This window comes from Azohydromonas australica DSM 1124 (assembly GCF_000430725.1).
Lineage (GTDB): Bacteria > Pseudomonadota > Gammaproteobacteria > Burkholderiales > Burkholderiaceae_C > Azohydromonas > Azohydromonas australica.
On the sequence record NZ_AUMO01000017.1, the window covers coordinates 44,158 to 60,392 of the forward strand.

General features: G+C 70.8%; 16 protein-coding genes. 3 read left to right on the forward strand and 13 right to left on the reverse strand.

Features of this window, described 5'->3' with window-relative positions:
• Window positions 1-14: 14 nt before the first annotated feature.
• From ccmC to H537_RS40230, 8 genes are read right to left on the reverse strand one after another with little or no spacing between them, the layout of a single operon-like run.
• Entirely contained in the window at window positions 15-803 is a 789-nt protein-coding gene (ccmC, locus tag H537_RS40220) for a heme ABC transporter permease CcmC (RefSeq protein WP_051241411.1), read from the reverse strand.
• A gap of 16 nt (window positions 804-819) precedes the next feature.
• Window positions 820-1,548 (reverse strand): heme exporter protein CcmB, encoded by a 729-nt coding sequence (locus H537_RS0100190; RefSeq protein ID WP_084150233.1) that lies wholly within the window; start codon window positions 1,546-1,548, stop codon window positions 820-822.
• Entirely contained in the window at window positions 1,482-2,117 is a 636-nt protein-coding gene (gene ccmA, locus H537_RS0100195) for a heme ABC exporter ATP-binding protein CcmA (RefSeq protein ID WP_028996287.1), read from the reverse strand. The genes H537_RS0100190 and ccmA overlap by 67 nt, the downstream gene beginning before the upstream one ends.
• Window positions 2,118-2,128: 11 nt before the next feature.
• Window positions 2,129-2,731 (reverse strand): cytochrome c3 family protein, encoded by a 603-nt coding sequence (locus H537_RS0100200; protein ID WP_043457940.1) that lies wholly within the window; start codon window positions 2,729-2,731, stop codon window positions 2,129-2,131.
• 21 nt (window positions 2,732-2,752) lie between these two features.
• Window positions 2,753-3,247, reverse strand: a complete 495-nt coding sequence (locus H537_RS0100205) for a nitrate reductase cytochrome c-type subunit (protein WP_028996289.1) — start codon at window positions 3,245-3,247, stop codon at window positions 2,753-2,755.
• On the reverse strand, window positions 3,244-5,835 hold the full coding sequence (gene napA / locus H537_RS40225; RefSeq protein ID WP_084150269.1) for a periplasmic nitrate reductase subunit alpha: 2,592 nt from the start codon (window positions 5,833-5,835) through the stop codon (window positions 3,244-3,246). The genes H537_RS0100205 and napA overlap by 4 nt, the downstream gene beginning before the upstream one ends.
• Window positions 5,836-5,852: 17 nt before the next feature.
• The gene (locus H537_RS0100215) at window positions 5,853-6,134 is read right to left on the reverse strand and encodes a chaperone NapD (RefSeq protein ID WP_028996290.1); all 282 of its coding nucleotides are present in this window, start codon (window positions 6,132-6,134) and stop codon (window positions 5,853-5,855) included.
• Window positions 6,131-6,346 carry a periplasmic nitrate reductase, NapE protein gene (locus tag H537_RS40230; RefSeq protein WP_051241413.1) on the reverse strand — a complete coding sequence of 72 codons (216 nt, stop codon included), beginning with the start codon at window positions 6,344-6,346 and terminating at the stop codon, window positions 6,131-6,133. The genes H537_RS0100215 and H537_RS40230 overlap by 4 nt, the downstream gene beginning before the upstream one ends.
• 393 nt (window positions 6,347-6,739) lie before the next feature.
• Between H537_RS40230 and H537_RS0100225 the strand changes: the two genes are divergently transcribed.
• From H537_RS0100225 to H537_RS0100235, 3 genes are all read left to right on the forward strand, one after another.
• Entirely contained in the window at window positions 6,740-7,561 is an 822-nt protein-coding gene (locus H537_RS0100225; RefSeq protein WP_028996291.1) for an urease accessory protein UreD, read from the forward strand.
• Window positions 7,562-7,656: 95 nt separating this feature from the next.
• Complete coding sequence (locus H537_RS0100230; RefSeq protein WP_028996292.1) at window positions 7,657-9,543, forward strand: MFS transporter; 1,887 nt, start codon at window positions 7,657-7,659, stop codon at window positions 9,541-9,543.
• Window positions 9,544-9,635: 92 nt separating this feature from the next.
• On the forward strand, window positions 9,636-10,193 hold the full coding sequence (locus H537_RS0100235; RefSeq protein ID WP_028996293.1) for a sugar O-acetyltransferase: 558 nt from the start codon (window positions 9,636-9,638) through the stop codon (window positions 10,191-10,193).
• 275 nt (window positions 10,194-10,468) lie between these two features.
• Here the strand turns inward: H537_RS0100235 and urtE are convergent, their stop codons facing one another.
• From urtE to urtA, 5 genes are all read right to left on the reverse strand, one after another.
• Entirely contained in the window at window positions 10,469-11,161 is a 693-nt protein-coding gene (gene urtE, locus H537_RS0100240) for an urea ABC transporter ATP-binding subunit UrtE (RefSeq protein WP_028996294.1), read from the reverse strand.
• 4 nt (window positions 11,162-11,165) lie between these two features.
• On the reverse strand, window positions 11,166-12,044 hold the full coding sequence (gene urtD / locus H537_RS0100245) for an urea ABC transporter ATP-binding protein UrtD (protein ID WP_028996295.1): 879 nt from the start codon (window positions 12,042-12,044) through the stop codon (window positions 11,166-11,168).
• Window positions 12,041-13,165 carry an urea ABC transporter permease subunit UrtC gene (gene urtC, locus H537_RS0100250; RefSeq protein ID WP_028996296.1) on the reverse strand — a complete coding sequence of 375 codons (1,125 nt, stop codon included), beginning with the start codon at window positions 13,163-13,165 and terminating at the stop codon, window positions 12,041-12,043. Before urtC ends, urtD begins: the two co-directional genes overlap by 4 nt.
• On the reverse strand, window positions 13,162-14,748 hold the full coding sequence (gene urtB, locus H537_RS0100255) for an urea ABC transporter permease subunit UrtB (RefSeq protein ID WP_028996297.1): 1,587 nt from the start codon (window positions 14,746-14,748) through the stop codon (window positions 13,162-13,164). The genes urtC and urtB overlap by 4 nt, the downstream gene beginning before the upstream one ends.
• A 113-nt stretch (window positions 14,749-14,861) precedes the next feature.
• Entirely contained in the window at window positions 14,862-16,148 is a 1,287-nt protein-coding gene (gene urtA / locus H537_RS0100260; protein WP_028996298.1) for an urea ABC transporter substrate-binding protein, read from the reverse strand.
• Window positions 16,149-16,235 lie beyond the last annotated feature (87 nt).

Genomic DNA, 16,235 nt, shown 5'->3' on the forward strand with positions numbered 1-16,235 from the left:
CCGTGCGGAGGCGCTCATCGCCACGCCCCCACGGTCGGCCGCGGCCTCGGTGGCGCGGCGCGCTGCTCGGCCAGGATGCAGCGCGCGCGCAGCAGCGCCATGGCCGCGGCGTAGGCCCAGGCGGCCAGCGTCATGAACACCAGCGCGGCCAGCTGGCTGGGCTCCATGGCCGCGCCGCGCGGCGTGAGCGTGGCGCCCTGGTGCAGCGTGTTCCACCAGTGCACCGAGAACCAGATGACGGGCAGGTTCACCGCGCCCACCAGCGCCAGCAGGGCGGCCAGCCGCGCCGCCCGCCGCTCGTCGTCGAAGGCCGCGCGCAGCCCGATCACGCCCAGGTACAGGAACAGCAGCAGCAGCTGTGAGGCCAGCCGCGCGTCCCAGGCCCACCAGGTACCCCAGGTGGGCCGGCCCCACAGCGCGCCGCTGAGCAGCGCCAGGGCGCAGAACAGCGCGCCCGTAGGCGCCAGGCCCTGCGCCAGCGCCGAGGCCACCCGGCCACGCCACACCAGCGCCACGGCCGACCAGTAGGCCATCACCGCGTAGAGCCACAGCGACATCCAGGCCGACGCCACGTGCAGCGCCAGCAGCCGCACCGACTCGCCCTGCCGCGCGTCGGCCGGCGCGACGAAGAACGCGAACCACAGCCCCAGCAGCGCGGGCGGCACGCCCAGCAGCGCCAGCGGCCCCCACCAGCGCGCCACCCAGGCCTCGAAGGCCGGCGGCGAGGCCAGGCGGCGCCAGGGTGCCCAGGCCGGCACCGCGCCACGCGGCGAGCCCGGAAAGGAGGCGGAAGGCATGACCATGTGTTTGCTCCTCCGGCTAATCCAGGCCCATGCGCAGGGCCGCCAGCGTGGTCCAGGGCAGCAGCGCCAGCGCAGCGGCCAGCAGCGCGCCCAGCAGCCAGGGCGCGGCCGGCTCGCCCTGCGCCGTGCCGATGCCCAGCAGCAGCACCGGGACCGCCAGCGGCAGCACCAGCAGCGCCAGCAGCATCCCGCCGCCGCGCGAGCCCAGCGTCAGCGCCGCGCCCAGCGCGCACAGCATCGCCAGCGTGGGTAGGCCCAGCAGCAGCGACAGCGCCAGCGCCGGCCAGCGCGCCGCCTCCAGGCCGTAGAACGGCAGCAGCAGCCCGCTGGCGGGCAGCAGCAGCGCGCAGGCCAGCCCGTGTCCCAGCAGCCGCCCGCCCAGTACCGCCAGCGGCGCCGGCGCGAGCAGCTGCTGCTCCAGCACGCCGTTGGCCAGGTCGGCCTGGAACAGGCGCAGGCTGCCCAGCAGCACGGCCAGCAGCGCGGCCGTCCACGCCGCCGCCGGCGCCACCCGGCGCAGCAGGGGCAGCTCGCCGCCCAGCGCCAGCGGCAGCAGCGCCAGCACCAGCGTGAAGAAGCCCAGCGCCGCCAGCGCGTCGAAGCGCTCGCGCAGCAGCAGCCGCAGCTCGCGCCGCAGGCTGGTGAGCAGCGCCGCGGCGGTGCCGGCCGTGGTGGCGCTCAGGCCGCCAGGGTGACTTCGGCGCCCAGGTGCAGCCGGGTCAGCGAGGGTGTCGAGGAAGGCCATGAGTCATGGGTGCTGATGAGGGCCACGCCGCCGCGCTCCAGGTGCAGCGCCAGGCGCACGGTGAAATCCAGCCGCGCGGCCTCGTCCAGCGCCGTCAGCGGTTCGTCGAGCAGCCACAGCCGCCGCCGGGTGAGCACCAGCCGCGTGAGCGCCACGCGCCGGCGCTGGCCCTGCGACAGCCGCCGCAGCGGCACGCGCGCCAGCGCGTCCAGCCCCGCGCCCTGCAGCGCCTGCTCGATGCGCGACTCGGCCAGCGCCTCGCCGCCCAGGCGCAGCAGGTGGTCCAGGTTCTGCACGGCATCGAGCGCCTCGTGCAGGCCGTCGCGGTGGCCGACGTAGCAGGCCTCGCGGCACATCGCCTCGCGCGCCGGGCCGCCGTTGAGCGCCTGCCAGCGCAGCTGCCGCGCGTGCAGCGGCTGCAGCCCGGCCAGGCTGCGCAGCAGCGTGGTCTTGCCCGTGCCGTTGGCGCCCTCCACCAGCAGCGCCTGCCCCGGGCGCAGGACCAGGTCGAAGCCCTGGCACAGCAGCCGGCCGCCGCGCACGAGCTGCAGGTCGGTCACGTGCAGCATGCGGCCGGCGCCTAGCGCACCGTCTCCACGCCGGACATGTCGGGCAGCTTGTGCGCGATGCCCTTGTGGCAGTCGATGCAGGTCTTCTGCCCGCTGGCCAGCTCGGTGCTGTGCGCGGCGGTGGCGCGCGGGCTCTGGCGCGTGAAGTCCATGGACTCGAACTGGTGGCAGTTGCGGCACTCCAGCGAGTTGTTGGCCTTGAGACGCTCCCACTCGTGCTCGGCCAGCGTGCGGCGCATGGCGGCGAACTTCTCCGGCGTGTCGATGGTGCCGAAGACCTTGCCCCAGACCTCCTTGGACGCCTGCATCTTGCGCGCCATCTTGTTGGTCCAGTTGTGCGGCACGTGGCAGTCGCTGCACTTGGCGCGCACGCCCGAGCGGTTGGTGAAGTGGATGGTGCCCTGCAGCTCCTGGTAGACGTTGTCGCGCATCTCGTGGCAGCCGGTGCAGAACTTCTCGGTGTTGGTGAGCTCCAGCGCGGTGTTGAAGCCGCCCCAGAAGATCACGCCGGCGACGAAGCCGCCCACGGTCAGGAAGCCCAGGCTGTAGTAGCGGCTGGGCATGCGCAGCACCTTCCAGTAGCGGCGCAGCAGGTTGATGGGACCACGCAGCATGGGCGACCCTTTCTTCGGCGCTCAGCGCCGCGGCGCGCCGGTGCCCTGGCGCTGCTGCTGTTGCTGGTCGCCGCGCACGAGCTGGTCCACGTCCACGAAGCGGTTGTTCACCAGCGGCTTGAGATCGGCCTGCGGCACGTGGCACTGGGTGCAGAAGTAGCGCCGCGGCGAGATGTCGGCCAGGAAGTTGCCCTGGCGGTCCTGGTAGTGCGTGACGCTGATGGGCGGCGCGCCGCTGCTGCCCGTCTGCGCGCGCGCGTGGCAGAACATGCAGCGGTTGGCGCTCTTGTCGAGCTGGTAGTTGTCGATCTTGTGCGGGATCACCGGCGGCTGCATGGCGTAGTTGCGCACGCGCCGGATGTCGGAGTTGTCGGAGTTCACCAGCGGCGGCGGCGGGGTGGTGTCCATGATGGGCGCGCCGCGCATGCGGTCGGTCATGTCCACCGCCAGCGCCACGCCGGCCACCGCGGCGGCGCCCAGGCCCAGCACGATCCCGAGGGCTTGCTTGAGCTTCATACCGTGCCTCCCTGCGGCGGCAGCCCGCCGGCCTTGCGGATGGCCACGGCGCACTTCTTGTAGTCCGTCTGCAGCGAGATCGGGCAGGTGGCGTCCAGCGTGACCTTGTTGATGAGCTGGCTGGCGTCGAAGAAGGGCACGAACACCAGCCCGCGCGGCGGCTTGTTGCGCCCGCGCGTCTCCACGCGGGTGCGCATGCTGCCGCGCCGGGACGTGAGCTCCACGATTTCGCCGCGGCGCACGCCCAGCGCGCGCGCGTCCTCCGGGTGCATGAAGCACACGGCGTTGGGAAACGCCCGGTAGAGCTCGGGCACGCGCCGCGTCATGGTGCCGGTGTGCCAGTGCTCCAGCACCCGGCCCGTGCACAGCCAGTACGGGAAGTCCTTGTCGGGCTCCTCGGCCGCGGGCTCGTAGGGCAGCGCCCACAGCACGGCCTTGCCGTCGGGGTTGCCGTAGAAGCGGAAGCCCTCGCCGGCCTTGACGTAGGGATCGGTGCCCTCGCGGTAGCGCCAGCGCGTCTCCTTGCCGTCCACCACCGGCCAGCGCAGGCCCGTGACCTTGTGGTACGTGTCGAAGGGCGCGAGGTCGTGCCCGTGGCCGCGGCCGAACTGCGCGTACTCCTCGAACAGCCCCTTCTGCACGTAGAAGCCGGCCGAGCGCGCGTCGTCGTTGTCGTAGCCGGCTTCCATCTCGGCCAGCGGGAAGCGGTCCACCGCGCCGTTGCGGAACACCAGGTCGTGCAGCGTCTTGCCGCGCCACTGCGGCTTGGCCGCCAGCAGCTCCGGGCTCCAGACCTCTTCCATGCGGAAGCGCTTGGTGAACTCCATGATCTGCCACAGGTCCGAGCGCGCCTGCCCCGGCGGCTTGACCAGCTGGTGCCAGAACTGCGTGCGGCGCTCGGCGTTGCCGTAGGCGCCCTCCTTCTCCACCCACATGGCCGTGGGCAGGATCAGGTCCGCGGCCATGGTGGACACCGTGGGATAGGGGTCGGACACCACCACGAAGTTGTCCGGGTTGCGGAAGCCCGGGTAGATCTCCTGCACCACGTTGGGCCCGGCCTGCATGTTGTTGTTGGCCATCACCCAGTAGGCGTTGAGCTTGCCGTCCTTGAGCATGCGGCTCTGCAGCACCGCGTGGTAGCCGGGCTTGTCGGGAATGGTGCCTTCGGGCAACTGCCAGATGTGCTCGGCCTCGGCGCGGTGCTTGGGGTTGGTCACCACCATGTCCGCGGGCAGCCGGTGGCTGAAGGTGCCCACCTCGCGCGCGGTGCCGCAGGCCGAGGGCTGGCCGGTGAGCGAGAAGGGGCTGTTGCCCGGGGTGCTGATCTTGCCGGTGAGCAGGTGCAGGTTGTAGAGCAGGTGCGAGCACCAGGTGCCGCGCGTGTGCTGGTTGAAGCCCATGGTGAAGAGGGACATCACCTTGACCTTCGGGTCGGCATACAGCCGCGCCAGCGCCTCCAGCCGATCGCGCGGCACGTTGGTGAGCTTGGCCGTGTAGTCCAGCGTGTAGGTGCTGACGAAGCGCGCGTACTCGTCGAAGTTCGAGGCCTGGCCCGCGCCGGCATCGGCCCAGTGCTTGGCCTTCTGCTGCAGCGGATGGTTGGGGCGCAGGCCGTAGCCGATGTCGGTGTTGCCCGTCATGAAGCGCGTGTGGCGATCCACGAACTCGCGGTTCACGGCCTTGTTCTGGATGATGTAGTTGGCGATGTAGTTGAGGATCGCCAGGTCGGTCTGCGGGCGGAAGGTGAGCGTGAGGTCGGAGAGGTCGTAGCAGCGGTGCTCGTACACCGACAGCGTGGCCACCCGGACGTGCGGCGCGGAGAGGCGCCGGTCGGTGATGCGCGTCCACAGGATGGGGTGCATCTCCGCCATGTTGGAGCCCCACAGCACGAAGGCGTCGGCCTGCTCGATGTCGTCGTAGCAGCCCATGGGCTCGTCCATGCCGAAGGTGCGCATGAAGCCCGCCACGGCCGAGGCCATGCAGTGGCGCGCGTTGGGGTCGAGGTTGTTGGAGCGGAAGCCCGCCTTCATCATCTTGGAGGCGGCGTAGCCCTCCCAGACCGTCCACTGCCCCGAGCCGAACATGCCGATGCTGGTGGGGCCCTTTTCCTTGAGCACGCGCTTGAACTGCGCGGCCATGGTGTCGAAGGCCACGTCCCAGCTCACGGGCTGGAACTCGCCGTCCTTGGCGTAGCGGCCGTCCTTCATGCGCAGCATGGGCTGCGTGAGCCGGTCCTCGCCGTACATGATCTTGGACAGGAAGTAGCCCTTGACGCAGTTGATGCCGCGGTTGACCTCGGCGTTGGGGTCGCCATGGGTGGCGACCACACGCCCTTCCTTGACGGCCACGTTGACGCCGCAACCGACACCGCAGAAGCGGCACGGCGCCTTGGACCACTTGAGCTGCGTGCGCGAGGCGTCGGTGACGACGTTCTGCGCCGCCGCGTCCAGCGGCAGCCCCGCGGCCAGCGCGGCGCTGGCCGCGGCGCTGGCGCGCACGAACTCGCGCCGCGTGCAGCCGCAGTCCGGCGCCTCGGGCGCGCCCTCGCGCGGGGCTTCGACAACAGGAATGGGAACGGGAATGGACATGCGCGGCTCCGTGTGCATCACGTCATGGGTTGTTGCATCGCGGCCCAGGGCTCGGCGTGCTGGTACACCAGCGCCACGTTGAGCACCCCGGGCAGGTCCCGCAGCGCCGACAGCGACTGCAGCACGCCATCCGCGCCCTCGTGTTCGAGCACGGCCACCAGCCGCCCGTCCTCGGCCCACTGCCCCAGCGTGGTGCCGGGCAGCGCGGCGATGTCCTGGCGCAGCCGCGCCACGGCCTCGGGACGGGCCTGCACCAGAACGCCGGCGATGTGCAGCTCGCGCTCCCCGGGGGCCGTCACGGCGTGTACCCCGGCAGCTTCCCGGACAGCATCTGGTACATCCACACGACGAAGCCCCAGCCCGCCACCGTGACCACCGCCAGCACGGGCGCCGTCACGACGGTCAGGAACAGGAAGCTGCGCGTTTCCTCTTGCCGGGTGGAAGGCGCGTCCGGATCGTCGGGGTGAACGGCGGAGCCGGCGGGCTCGGAGGGGGTGGGTGTGGATTTCATCGGCGGTAGCGTCCCTTGGGCGATGACTCGGCGGAATCTCGGGCAATGCCCGTGCCCATACGTGGTGCATTCCGATGCAGAAGCGATGCAAGCCCCAAGTCACCCTGCAGACCGCCCTTGGCGTGCCCAGGATGGCCGTCTGCCCGGTACCTGGCATAACCGTGCGGCGGACCGTGCCCGAGACCCAGAGGAAAGGCGGCCATGCGTACCTGGAACGCAAGCCGGCAACATCGGCTGCAAAGGGTGGCGCGTGCGGTAAGGACTTACCGTCACTTCTGGCGGCCTTGCCGGTGCCGGTGGTCGCTGCGCGTGGCACGGGGAGCGCCGCGGCCCTCTGCGACACTGGCGGCTTCCCGTTGTAACGCCCGGCCCGCCGCGGCCGCCGTACGCCGCATGGCCTGGCACGCAGAACTCTCGATCCGCTATTTCCGCGACAACGAGCGCACCGTCGCGCTGGACCGCCACGAGGGCCCGCTGCGGGTGCTGCAGCGGCTCTACCCGGAAGGCCCGCGCGTGTGCCACCACGTGCTGGTGCATCCGCCCGGCGGCGTGGCCGGCGGCGACGAGCTGCACCTGTCGCTGCAGCTGGAGCCCGGCAGCCATGCGCTGCTGACCACGCCCGGCGCCACGCGCTTCTACCGCAGCCTGGGCGAGACGGCGCTGCAGCGCGTGCAGGCCACGCTGCAGGGCGACGCGCGGCTGGAGTGGATGCCGCTGGAGGCGATTGCCCACGACGCCTGCCGCGCCGAGAACCACTTGCGCTTCGAGCTGCAGGACGCGGCGCAGATGATCGGCTGGGACGTGGTCGCGCTGGGCCTGCCCGCCGCGAACGACCCCTGGCGGCGCGGCAGCTTCCTGCAGCACCTGGAGCTGCCGGGGCTGTGGCTGGAGCGCGGCCGCATCGAGGCCGCCGACACGCGGCTGCTGGACAGCCCGCTGGGCTGGGCCGGGCGCCGGGTGCTGGGCACGCTGTGGTTCGCCAGCGCACAGCCGCTGCCCGCGGCGCTGCGCGAGGCGCTGCTGGAAGCCGGCCGCGCGCTGTGCGAGGGCGAGCCCTGCGCCGGCGTCACCAGCCCCTCGCCGCGCGTGGTGGTGCTGCGCATGCTGGCCGAGCGCGTGGAGCCGGCGCAGCGGCTGATGCAGCAGCTGTGGGCGCGCTGGCGCGAGGCCGCCTGGCAGATGCCGGCTTGCGCACCGCGGGTGTGGCGCACCTGAGCTGAATCAGGCCGGGGGCTCGGGCCCGCGCCAATGGCGCCCCCTGTAAGCATGCGTAATCCTGTCGGTACCGCCACGCGAGGAAGGCCTGCTCCATGCACCCCGACAGCCAGTTCGCCCTGCTGCGCCAGCGCCGCTTCGCGCCCTTCTTCTGGACGCAGTTCCTGGGCGCGCTCAACGACAACCTGTTCAAGTTCGCGCTGACGGTGCTGGTGACGTACCAGCTGCAGCTGGCGTGGCTGCCGCCGGCGCTGGCCGGGCTGGTGATCGGGGCGCTGTTCATCCTGCCCTTCCTGCTGTTCTCGGCCACCGCCGGCCAGCTCGCCGACCGCCACGACAAGCGCTCGCTCATGCGCGCGGTCAAGACGCTGGAGATCGCCATCATGGCGCTGGGCGCCGCGGGCTTCGTGCTGCAGCTGGTGCCGCTGCTGCTGGGCTGCGTGTTCCTGATGGGGCTGCACTCCACGCTCTTCGGCCCGGTGAAGTACGCCTACCTGCCGCAGCACCTGGACACGCACGAGCTCACCGGCGGCAACGGGCTGGTGGAGATGGGCACCTTCGTCGCCATCCTGCTGGGCAACGTCGCGGGCGGGCTGCTGATCGCGCTGCCCGGCCGGGGCGCGCAGCTCGCCGCGGCGGCCTGCGTCGTGCTGGCGCTGCTGGGCCGCTGGAGCGCGCAGCGCCTGCCGCCCTCGCCCGCCAGCGACCCGGGCCTGCGCATGAACTGGAACCCGGTCAGCGAGACCTGGCGCAACCTGCGCCTGGCGCACGGCAACCTGGTGGTGTTCCGCTCGCTGCTGGGCATCTCGTGGATGTGGTTCTTCGGCGCCGTGTTCCTGAGCCAGTTCCCGTCCTTCGCGCGCGAGGTGCTGCGCGGCGACGAGCACGTGGCCTCGCTGCTGCTGGTGGTGTTCTCGGTGGGCGTGGGCAGCGGCTCGCTGCTGTGCGAGCGGCTGTCGCGGCGCCAGGTGGAGATCGGCCTGGTGCCGCTGGGCGCCATCGGCATGAGCGTGTTCGCCGTCGAGCTGTTCTTCGCCGTGCGCGCGCTGCCGGCGGCGGCGGGCATGCAGGGCGTGGGCGCCTTCCTGTCGTTGCCGGCGAACTGGCGCGTGCTGGCGGACCTGGGCGCGCTGGCGCTGTGCGTCGGGCTCTACAGCGTGCCCATGTACGCGCTGGTGCAGATGCGCGCGCAGCCCACGCACCGGGCGCGGATCATCGCGGCCAACAACATCCTCAACGCCCTGTTCATGATCGCCAGCAGCCTGATCGCCGGCGCGCTGCTGCAGGCCGGGCTGGACGTGCCGCAGATCTTCCTGCTCACGGGCCTGGCCAACGCGGTAGTGGCGCTCTACATCTTCCTGCTGGTGCCCGAGTACCTGCTGCGCTTCGCGTCCTGGATCGTCACGCACGCCGTCTACCGCTTCCGCGTGCAGGGTGAGGACCACATCCCCACCACCGGCGCGGCGCTGCTGGCCTGCAACCACGTGAGCTACGTCGATGCGCTGCTGATCGCCGCGGCCAGCCCGCGGCCGATCCGCTTCCTGATGGACCACCGCATCTTCGCCACGCCGCTGCTGGGCTGGCTGTTCCGGCTGGCCAAGGCGATTCCGATCGCGCCGCAGCGCGAGGACCCCGAGGCCTACGAGCGCGCCTTCGAAGCCGCCTGCCGCGCGCTGGACGAGGGAGACCTGGTGGGCATCTTTCCCGAGGGCGCCATCACCCGTGACGGGCAGCTGCAGCCCTTCAAGGGCGGCGTGATGAAGATCCTGCGCACGCATCCCGTGCCGGTGGTGCCGCTGGCGCTGCACAACCTGTGGGGTTCCTCGTTCTCGCGCATCGACGGCAAGGGGCTGATGAGCCGCCCGCTGCGCCGCGGCCTCTTCAACCGCGTGGAGCTGGCCGTGGGCGTGCCGCTGGCGGCCGAGGCGCTGCTGTCGCCGGAAGACCTTCGCGGGCGGATCGAGGAGCTGCTGGCGGCCTGAGGACAAGCCCCGGTGCCCGCGGGCGCGGGCGCGGCGGTTGCCGGCAACGCGTCGATGCACAGCCCGAACCACCACTGCCCCGGGACCGCCCCATGACTACCGAGCTCGACAAGATGCTCGCCGGCGAGCTTTACGACCCGCTGGATGCGCAGCTCACCGCCATGCGCGAGCGCGCCCGCGACCTGTGCCAGGCGCTCAACATCACGCGCGAGACGCAGGGCCACGTGCGCCGGCGCATCCTGGAGCAGCTCCTGGGCACCGGCGGCGACACGGTGCGCATGCAGCCGCCCTTCCAGTGCGACTACGGCGTCAACATCGAACTCGGCGAGAGCGTGTTCTTCAACTTCAACTGCGTGGTGCTGGACGTGTGCCGCGTGCGCATCGGGCACTTCACGCTCTTCGGCCCCGCCGTGCAGATCTACACCGCCATGCACCCGCTGGACGCCACGCTGCGCCGCCAGCAGGAGTACGGCACCCCGGTGGAGATCGGCGACGACGTGTGGGTGGGCGGCGGCGCCATCATCCTGCCGGGCGTGCACATCGGCTCGCGCGCCGTCATCGGCGCCGGCAGCGTCGTCACGCGCGACGTGCCCGAAGGCGTGTTCGCCGCGGGCAACCCCTGCCGCGTGATCCGCCCGCTCGGCACCTGAGCGCCGCCATGCGAAAAGCCCGCCACCGTGACCGGCAGGCGGGCTTCTTCAACGCTGTCCCTCACGAAACGCACCCGGGAAGGCGGGCACCCACGCCAGCTGCTGAACTGTCTACCTGAACCATAGGGGCGCCGGCCCTGTGTCGGAACCGGCAGGGGATTGAGGAAGAAGCGTGGATGCCCGCCTTCACGGGCGCAGGTGCGGGCGCACCGGCAGGCCAGGCCCATTCCAGGCCGGAGCCCCGCGCGGCGGGCCCCGGCGGACGGAGCCGGGTTTCAGATCGCCACCAGCCCCCGCACCCCGTTGGCTTCCATGTCGCGCCCGGCGCCGCGGGCCACGACCTCGCCGCGCTCCATCACCAGGTACTGGTCGGCCAGCTCCGCGGCGAAATCGTAGTACTGCTCCACCAGCAGGATCGCCATGTCGCCGCGCTCGGCCAGGCGCCGGATCACGCGACCGATGTCCTTGATGATGCTGGGCTGGATGCCCTCGGTCGGCTCGTCCAGGATCAGCAGCTTGGGCTTGCCCGCCAGCGCCCGCGCGATGGCCAGCTGCTGCTGCTGCCCGCCCGAGAGGTCGCCGCCCCGGCGGCCCAGCATCTGCTTGAGCACCGGGAACAGCTCGTACAGCTCCTCGGGGATGGGCGTGCGGCCCGGCAGCTTGGCCAGGCCCATGCGCAGGTTCTCCTCCACCGTGAGCCGGCCGAAGATCTCACGGCCCTGCGGCACGTAGCCCATGCCGGCGCGCACGCGCTCGTAGGGCGCGGCGCGCGAGACGTCCTGCCCTTCGAGCTTCACGCTGCCGCTCTTGACGGGCACCACGCCCATGAGACTTTTCAGCAGCGTGGTCTTGCCCACGCCGTTGCGGCCCAGCACCACCGTCACCTCGCCGCGCCGGGCCTCGAAGGCCACGTTGCGCAGGATGTGCGAGCCGCCGTAGTACTGGTTCAGGCCCTCGACCTGCAGCATCACTTCAGCGCCCAAGGTACACCTCCACCACGCGATCGTCGTTCTGCACCTGCGACAGCAGGCCCTCGGCCAGCACGCGGCCCTCGTGCAGCACCGTCACCTTGCGGTGGCCCTGCGTGAGCTGGTCCACGAACTTCATGTCGTGCTCCACCACCATCAGCGAGTGCTCGCCGGCCAGCGACAGGAACAGCTCCGCCGTGCGCTCGGTCTCCTCGTCCGTCATGCCGGCCACGGGCTCGTCGAGCAGCAACAGCTTCGGGTCCTGCATCAGCAGCATGCCGATCTCCAGCCACTGCTTCTGCCCGTGCGAGAGCAGCCCGGCCTGGCGCTGCGCGGCGTTCTTCAGGTGGATGCGCTCCAGCATGGCGCCGATGCGGTCGAGCTGCTCGCCCCCCAGGCGCGAGAACAGGCTGGCGCGCACGCGGCGGTCGGCCTTGAGCGCCAACTCCAGGTTCTCGAACACGCTGAGCTCCTCGTACACCGTGGGCTTCTGGAACTTGCGCCCGATGCCGATCTGCGCGATCTCGTTCTCGCGCAGGCGCAGCAGGTCGATGTTGGAGCCGAAGTGCACCTTGCCCTGGTCGGGCGCGGTCTTGCCGGTGATGACGTCCATCATCGTGGTCTTGCCCGCGCCGTTGGGGCCGATGATGCAGCGCAGCTCGCCCACGCCGATGGCCAGGCTCAGCGCGTTGAGCGCCTTGAAGCCGTCGAAGCTGACCGTCACGTCCTCCACGTACAGCGCCACGCCCTGCGCGAAATCGGGCACGCCGTGGGCCATGGGTCGGCCGAAGCCGCCTTCCCAGCGGCCGCCGGTCGAGGCGGCGCGCTTCTTCTCGTGCGCGGCCAGCGCCTGCGCACGGTCTTCCATCAGGTCGGGCGTCATGCGCGCTCCTCCTTCTTGTTGCGGCGCCAGAGGCCCACGATGCCCTGCGGCATGAACAGCGTCACGGCAATGAAGAGTGCGCCCAGGAAGTACAGCCAGTACTCGGGGAAGGCCTGCGTGAACCAGCTCTTGGCGCCGTTGACGAAGAAGGCGCCCAGGATCGGCCCCACCAGCGTGGCGCGCCCGCCGACCGCGGCCCACACCGCGATCTCGATGGAGGCGGCCGGCGACATCTCGCCCGGGTTGATGATGCCCACCTGCGGCACGTACAGCGCCCCGGCCACGGCGCACATCACGGCCGACAGCGTCCAGATCGCGAGCTTGTAGGACAGCGGGTCGTAGCCCGTGAAGCGCACGCGGCTCTCGGCGTCGCGGATGGCCTGCAGCACGCGGCCAAAGCGGCTGTGCACCAGCGCGCGCGCCATCAGGTAGAAGCCGATGAGCGTGAGCCCCGTCATCACGAAGAGGACCATGCGCGTCGAGGGCTGCGCCAAGGGCACGTCGAGAATGCGCTTGAAGTCGGTGAAGCCGTTGTTGCCGCCGAAGCCGGTCTCGTTGCGGAAGAACAGCAGCATCGCGGCGTAGGTCAGGGCCTGCGTGATGATCGAGAAGTACACGCCCTTGATGCGCGAACGGAAGGCGAAGTAGCCGAACACCCAGGCCAGCAGCCCCGGCACCGCCAGCACCAGGATGAGCTGCAGCACCAGCGACTCGCTCCACAGCCAGTGCCAGGGCAGTTCCTTCCAGTCCAGGAACACCATGAAGTCGGGCAGCTCGCTCTTGTAGTTGCCATCGCGACCGATCTGGCGCATGAGGTACATGCCCATGCCGTAGCCGCCCAGCGCGAAGAACAGGCCGTGGCCCAGCGACAGGATGCCGGTGTAGCCCCAGATCAGGTCCATCGCCAGCGCGCAGATGGCGTAGCACATGATCTTGCCCACCAGCGCCACCACGTGGTCCGGCAGGTGCAGCGGGTGCGCCGCCGGCAGCATCAGGTTGAGCAGCGGCACGATGACCAGCACCGCCATCAGCGCCGCGCCCACGCCGGCCCAGCCGCGCGTGCCCAGCAGCAGGCCGCGCCGCGGCGTGAGGCCCATCGGCCCTTGAAGTACGGCGCTCATGCCTCTCTCCCCTTGAGTGCGAACAGCCCTTGCGGACGCTTCTGGATGAACACCACGATGAAGACCAGCACCATGATCTTGGCCAGCACCGCGCCGGCCCAGCCCTCAAGGAGCTTGTTGAGCAGGCCCAGCCCCAGCGCGGCCCACACGGTGCCGGCGAGCTGGCCCACGCCGCCCAGCACCACGACCATGAAGCTGTCCACGATGTAGCCCTGGCCCAGGTCCGGGCCGACGTTGCCGACCTGGCTGAGCGCGCAACCGGCCAGCCCGGCCAGGCCCGCGCCCAGCGCGAAGGCCCAGGTGTCGATGCGGGCAGTGTGGATGCCCACGCAGGCGGCCATGCGGCGGTTCTGCGTCACGCCGCGCACGAACAGGCCCAGGCGCGTCTTCGAGATCAGCAGCGCCACGCCGGCGAGCACCAGCGCCGCGAACACGATGATGGCCAGCCGGTTGTAGGGCAGCGTCAGGTTGCTCGCCAGCGCCACGCCGCCGGAGAGCCACGCGGGGTTCTCGACCGGCACGTTCTGCGCGCCGAAGAGCGTGCGCACGCCCTGCATCAGCACCAGGCTGATGCCCCAGGTGGCCAGCAGCGTTTCCAGCGGACGGCCGTAGAGCCAGCGGATCACCAGCCGCTCGAGCACCGCGCCCACCAGCGCGGCGGCGAGGAAGGAGGCGGGGATGGCCAGCAGGATGTAGTAGTCGAACAGCCCCGGCAGCCAGGCGCGGAAGGCGTTCTGCACCAGGTAGGTGGCGTAGGCGCCGATCATGATCAGCTCGCCGTGGGCCATGTTGATCACGCCCATCAGGCCGTAGGTGATGGCCAGGCCCAGCGCGGCCAGCAGCAGGATCGAGCCCAGGCTGAAGCCGGTGACCAGCACGCCCGCACGCTCGCCCCAGGCCAGGCGCGACTCGATCTGCCTGATGGCGCCGGCGATGACGGTGCGCAGCTCGGGATCGGCCTCGGCGTCCAGGCGCTGCATCAGCAGCGCGCGCGTGGCGGGCTCGCCGCTGCCGGCCAGCAGCTGCGCCGCCTCCAGGCGTTTCTCACGCTCCGGCGAGGCCACCAGCACGGCGGCGCGCAGCAGGCCGAGCTGCTGCTTGAGGTTCTGGTCGCCCTCGGCGGCGTAGGCCTTGTCCAGCAGCGGCAGCCGGGATTCGTCGGCCTCGTCGCCCAGCGCCTTGATGGCGGCGGCGCGCGCAGCGCGGTCGGGAGAGAAGAGGTTCAGGGCCGCCAGCGCCGCCTGCAGCTCGCGGCGCATGCGGTTGTTGTTGGTGACGTCCTGCGCGTCGTCGGGCAGCGGCGCGGCGGCGGCGGCGCCGGTGGCGGCGTCCACGGCGGCGCCGTCCTTCTTGACGATGAAGACGCGGTCGGGCGTGACGCGCACCGCGTCGTCGAGCATCGCCTGCACATAGGCGGCGAGCGCGGCGTCGCCGTTCTGCGCCACCGCTTCGGAGAGCGCCTGCACGCGCGCGTCGTTGTCGCCGTCGGCGATGGCGCGCGCCTGGGGCTGCGTCAGCGCGTGAGCGCCGGCGCCCAGCAGCGCCATGAGCAGGGCCAGGAGGCCCCTGAGTAACGGAGTCATGTTCTCCCGCCCTTGGAAATGTTCATGGCCCCTCGACCGCTCCCGCGGGCCAGGGGCAGGAGGCGCCAGGCGCCTCCCGGTGGCGGAGGCAACCCGCGGGTTGCCCGCGCGCCTTACTTGGCCGCCGCCAGCTTCTCCGGCTCGTCCTTCTTCTTGTCGTTGCCGGGGATGTACGGGCTCCAGGGGTTGGCCTTGACGGGGCCGGGGGTCTTCCACACCACGGAGAACTGGCCGTCGGCCTTCACCTCGCCGATGAACACCGGCTTGTGCAGGTGGTGGTTCTTCTCGTCCATCTTGGCGACGAAGCCGCTCGGCGCCTTGAAGGTCTGGCCGGCCATGGCGGCGATGACCTTGTCCACGTCCGTGCTCTTGGCCTTCTCGACCGCCTGCTTCCACATGTTGATGCCGATGTAGGTGGCTTCCATCGGGTCGTTGGTCAGCGGCTTGTCCTTGTGGCCGGCGATGTTCTTGGCCTTGGCGTAGGCGGCCCACTTCTTGGTGAACTCGTCGTTGGCCGGGTTCTTCAGGCTCATGAAGTAGTTCCACGCGGCGAGGTGGCCCACCAGCGGCTTGGTGTCCACGCCGCGCAGCTCTTCCTCACCCACGGAGAAGGCGACCACCGGCACGTCCGTGGCCTTCAGGCCCTGGTTGCCCAGCTCCTTGTAGAAGGGCACGTTGGAGTCGCCGTTGATGGTGGAGACCACCGCGGTCTTCTTGCCCTCGGCCGAGAACTTCTTGATCTTGGCGATGATGCTCTGGTAGTCGGCGTGGCCGAAGGGGGTGTACTCCTCCATGATGTCCGCGTCGGCGACGCCCTTGGACTTCAGGAAGGCGCGCAGGATCTTGTTGGTGGTGCGCGGGTACACGTAGTCGGTGCCCAGCAGCACGAAGCGCTTGGCCGAGCCGCCGTCCTTGCTCATCAGGTACTCGACGGCGGGAATGGCCTGCTGGTTGGGGGCGGCGCCCGTGTAGAACACGTTCTTGCTCAGCTCCTCGCCCTCGTACTGCACGGGGTAGAACAGCAGGCCGTTGAGTTCTTCATACACCGGCAGCACCGACTTGCGGCTCACGGAGGTCCAGCAGCCGAAGGTCACGGCGACCTTGTCCTGGCTGATGAGCTGGCGGGCCTTCTCGGCGAACAGCGGCCAGTTGGAGGCGGGGTCCACCACCACGGGCTCCAGCTTCTTGCCCAGCACGCCGCCCTTGGCGTTGATCTCGTCGATGGCCATCAGCACCGTGTCCTTGAGCACGGTCTCGGAGATGGCCATGGTGCCCGACAGCGAGTGCAGCACGCCGACCTTGATGGTGTCGGCGGCCATGGCCGGCAGCGCCGTGGACACCAGCGCGCCCAGTGCGACGGCGCCCAGCGCCAGATTGAAACCGCGACGATTTGCCTTCATGTGCTTCCCCTCTAGCGCCCCTGCATGGGGCCAGTGATCGGATGGAAAGCAGTGTCGAAGGCGCGGCGCCGCGCCGGAATACGACAT